Source organism: Streptomyces sp. NPDC054932 (assembly GCF_053610205.1).
The window spans coordinates 1-3932 of record NZ_JBSGXU010000344.1 but is presented as its reverse complement, the minus strand read 5'-3'; the positions used below and the strand labels follow the sequence as shown (position 1 = coordinate 3932).

The window sequence follows — 3932 nt, the reverse complement described above, 5'->3', positions numbered from 1 at the left end:
GGGCCTTCGCCCGTACGCGGGTTACTGGGCGGCCTCGGGCCGGTAGATGTCCGGCTCCAGGTAGATCACCCGGGCGATCGGGACCGCTTCGCGGATGCGGGCCTCGGCGGCGTTGATCGCGTCGGCCACCTCGATCGCGGTGTCGTTGCCCTCGACCGCGATCTTGGCGGCGACCAGCAGCTCCTCGGGACCCAGGTGCAGGGTGCGCATGTGGATCACGCGGGTGACGACGTCACCGTCGACCACCGCGGCCTGGATCTTCTCCACGTCCTCGATGCCGGCCGCCTCACCGAGCAGCAGGGACTTGGTCTCGGCGGCCAGCACGATGGCGATGACGATCAGCAGGACGCCGATGCACAGGGTGCCGATGCCGTCCCAGACGCCGTTGCCGGTGGCCAGGGCGATGCCGACACCACCGAGGGCCAGCACCAGACCGACCAGCGCGCCGAAGTCCTCCAGGAGGACGACGGGCAGCTCGGGGGCCTTGGCCCGCTTGATGAACTGGCTCCAGGTCTGCTTGCCGCGGATCTCGTTCGACTCCTGGATCGCGGTGCGGAAGGAGAAGGACTCCGCGATGATCGCGAAGACGAGGACACCGACGGGCCAGTACCAGGCCTCGATCGGGTGCGGGTGGTTGATCTTCTCGATGCCTTCGTAGATGGCGAACATGCCACCGACGGTGAAGAGCACGATGGAGACGAGGAAGGCGTAGATGTAGCGCTCGCGCCCGTACCCGAAGGGGTGTTGCGGCGTCGCCTCGCGCTGTGCCTTCTTGCCGCCGAGGAGCAGCAGCCCCTGGTTCCCGGAGTCGGCCAGCGAGTGGACGCTTTCCGCGAGCATCGACGAGGAGCCGCTGAAGAGGAATGCCACGAATTTGGCTACAGCGATGGCGAGGTTGGCGGCGAGTGCCGCCACGATCGCCTTGGTACCGCCCGACGCGCTCATGGGTGCAGGGTGTCCTTCCTAGCCACTGACTACCGGCGCACATTGTTGCAGTCGGCGGGAGGGGCGCTGCGTCAGACCACCACAGTGGCACGGAAGACCGTGCCGGTTCCGGACAGTTCGACCTTTTCGCCGGCCGGTACGAAAACCGATTCGCCGGGAGTCAGGGACAGTTCGCCCGCCCGCGGGGAGCCCGCCGTGCAGAGCAGGATCTGCGGGGTGTCGTGCGGGAGCGCGCGCGGGACACCGCCCGGCGCGAGCAGGAAGCGGGAGAGCCGGAATTCGTCGATGGGGGTTTCGTAGACCTCCTCTGCGTCGCCCTCGGGGCGCAGCAGGTTCGGATCGCCCGGCTCGAACCTCGCGATCTTCAGCAGCTCGGGCACGTCCACGTGTTTCGGGGTGAGTCCGGCGCGCAGCACGTTGTCCGAGTTGGCGAGCAACTCGACGCCGAGGCCGTCGATGTAGGCGTGCGGGACGCCGGCGCCGAGGAACATCGCCTCGCCGGGCTGGAGTCGGACGTGGTTGAGCAGCATGGCCGCGATGACTCCCGGGTCGCCCGGGAAGTGGTGGGCCAGGGTGGCGTACGGGGTGTAGGCGTCACCGAGGCGCGTGACGGCCGCGGCGACCTCGCTCACGGTGTGGGCCATCTCGGCGCGGTCCGCGGTCAGTACGGCCGTCAGCATCTCGCGCAGGGCCGCCTCTTCGGGGTGCGCGCGCAGCAGGTCGACGTACGGCTTGAGGCTGTCCACGTCCAGGCCCGCGAGGAGTTCGGCGGTCTCCAGCGGCGGGCGGAAGCCGCACAGCCCGTCGAACGCGGTGAGCGCGCAGATCATTTCGGGCTTGTGGTTGGGGTCCTTGTAGTTGCGGTGGTCCGCGTCGATCGGGACCCCGCGGCGCTCCTCGTCCTCGAAGCCCGCCCGCGCCTGGGTCAGGTCGGGGTGGACCTGGAGGGAGAGCGGGGCGCCGGCGGCGAGGATCTTGAACAGGAAGGGCAGCCGGGGGCCGAACTTGGCGACGGTGGCGGCGCCCAGCTCGCCCTCGGGGTCGGCGGCGATGACCTCCGAGAGCGCCCTCTCGCCCGTCCCGCGGTCGAGGCGGGAGGGGGCGCCCGGGTGGGCTCCCATCCACATCTCGGCCTGGGGCTCACCGGTGGGTTCGACACCGAGGAGCGTGGGGATGGCCGTGGTGGATCCCCAGGCGTAGGGGCGGATCGTGTTCGTCAGGCGGTCCATCGTCGTCTTCCTGGATAGAGCTGGGTGCTTCAGTGCCTCAGCTGTGTCCCCCGGAAGCCAACGCCAGGTAGGCGGTGGCGAAATCCGTGACGGCGAGGAGTTCGGCGAGCTGCTCCAGCTCGACGCCCTCCTCCGGTTCCAGTTCGCTGATGGCCGTGTCGTGGCTGTGGGCGAGCTCGCGTGCGGCGGGGGCGGCGGTGAGGCCACCGGCGGGCCGGTCGCGCAGCAGGACGATCCGGGCGCGAAGGGCCTGGGGCTCTTCGACCCGGTCGCGGAAGAAGTCGTCGGGGTCGGCGCCTGCGGCGAAGGAACCGGCGAGCAGGATGCCGTGGGCGGGCAGCGCCTCGGGCAGCACGGCGGCCAGGGCGGGCCGGCCGGCGAGTTCGGCGAGGGTGGCGGCGAACCGGCGGCCCGCGGGGGCCGCGCCGGTGCCCTCGCTCCAGATGAGCGGGAGGGAGTCGGCCAGCTCGGCGGCGAGGGTCTTGGCCGGGTTGGAGTAGGTGGCGATGGCGGGCCCGCAGCGTTCGGCCGTCCGGTCGAGCCGGTCGGCGACGAGCTGGAGGGTGTCCGGGGCGGCGGTGATCAGGCCGACCTTGTCGAGGAGCAGCAGCAGGGGCGTGAGCAGGGCCCACAGGGCGCCGGGTCCGGCCGCGGCGGACTCGTCGTACTCCTGGTACGGGGCCTTGGCCATGGGTACGAGGAGCCCGTGCGCGCCGTCCACCGCCTCGCTCAGGGGTGAGCGTTCGGGGGCGACAGCGACGACGGTGCAGCCGCGCCGGTAGGCCTGCTCGGCGAGGACACCGAGCCCGGGCTCGGTGCCGTCGGTGGTCGCGAGGAGCAGCAGGTCGACGGGTCCGGCCCAGCCGGGCAGGGCCCAGCGCAGCGCGCCGGCCGCGTGGGCCACGCCGGTGGGGTCCAGCCGGATCACGGGCGCGGAGGCTCCCGCGAGGGCGCCGAGCAGGTCGGCGACGCCGGTGGCGGCGGTGCCGGGCCCGGCGATCAGGACGGAGCGCGGGCGGCCGTCGGGGCGCAGCTCGGCGAGGCCCGCCTCGGTCGCGTGCCGGGCGGCGGTACGGACTCTGGCTCCGGCCTCGGCCGCACCGCGGAGCAGGCCCCGGCGGTCGACGCGGGCGAGATCGTCCGGTGCGTCGAGGAGCGACTCGTCGAGCATGGCGGCCTCCGGCGGTGTTGACGGATCCAGGGTGGCGGAATCGGTCTCAGCGTCTGCGTACGCGGTGCTGCGCGGTGCGGGTGCGGCGCGGCAGGGGATCAGGCGGGGCGGCGGGCCTCGTCCACGAGGAGGACGGGGATGCCGTCGCGGACCGGGTACGCAAGGCCGCAGTCCTGACCGGTGCAGATCAGCTCGGGGGCCGTCTCGTCGGCCGACTTGTCCTCGAGGGGCGAGTGGCAGGCGGGGCAGGCGAGGATCTGCAGGAGGCCGGCTTCGAGCGGCATGGGGCGATTCCCTTCGGGCAGGTGGGTGGGGCGAGGTCAGCGTACCGCCGAGTCCGCGGCGGTGCGGTGTCGTGGGGGCCGGGTCGGGCCCCGGGGGCTGCGCCCCCGGGGAACCCGGCTCCGCCGGGCACCGGGCTCCGCCCGGACCTTCCCCCGGCTACCGCTGAAAAGGTGCCCCGTGCTCAAACGCCGGCGGGGCTGGACAGGGTCAGGCGCGGATGAGGGCGAGGGCCTCGTCGCGGATCCTGTCCAGGGTGGCCCCGTCGCGGGCCTCGACGTTCAGCCGCAGCAGGGGCTCGGTGT

General features: G+C 72.6%; 5 protein-coding genes. All 5 read right to left on the bottom strand.

Features of this window, described 5'->3' with window-relative positions:
* Positions 1-21: 21 nt before the first annotated feature.
* On the bottom strand, positions 22-945 hold the full coding sequence (locus ACWGE1_RS40420; RefSeq protein WP_453425459.1) for a cation diffusion facilitator family transporter: 924 nt from the start codon (positions 943-945) through the stop codon (positions 22-24).
* Positions 946-1016: 71 nt separating this feature from the next.
* Complete coding sequence (gene manA / locus ACWGE1_RS40415) at positions 1017-2174, bottom strand: mannose-6-phosphate isomerase, class I (RefSeq protein ID WP_453425458.1); 1158 nt, start codon at positions 2172-2174, stop codon at positions 1017-1019.
* 37 nt (positions 2175-2211) lie between these two features.
* Entirely contained in the window at positions 2212-3345 is a 1134-nt protein-coding gene (locus ACWGE1_RS40410) for an SIS domain-containing protein (protein WP_453425457.1), read from the bottom strand.
* 98 nt (positions 3346-3443) lie between these two features.
* On the bottom strand, positions 3444-3629 hold the full coding sequence (locus ACWGE1_RS40405; protein ID WP_030015246.1) for a Trm112 family protein: 186 nt from the start codon (positions 3627-3629) through the stop codon (positions 3444-3446).
* A 208-nt stretch (positions 3630-3837) separates the two neighbouring features.
* Positions 3838-3932 (bottom strand): hypothetical protein (locus ACWGE1_RS40400; protein WP_453425460.1); only part of this gene is annotated, 95 nt, incomplete at its 5' end.

Coding starts and splice junctions, on each gene's coding strand:
- ACWGE1_RS40420 (WP_453425459.1), bottom strand. CDS start 945: ATGAGCGCGTCGGGCGGTACCAAGGCGATCGTGGCGGCACTCGCCGCC.
- manA (WP_453425458.1), bottom strand. CDS start 2,174: ATGGACCGCCTGACGAACACGATCCGCCCCTACGCCTGGGGATCCACC.
- ACWGE1_RS40410 (WP_453425457.1), bottom strand. CDS start 3,345: ATGCTCGACGAGTCGCTCCTCGACGCACCGGACGATCTCGCCCGCGTC.
- ACWGE1_RS40405 (WP_030015246.1), bottom strand. CDS start 3,629: ATGCCGCTCGAAGCCGGCCTCCTGCAGATCCTCGCCTGCCCCGCCTGC.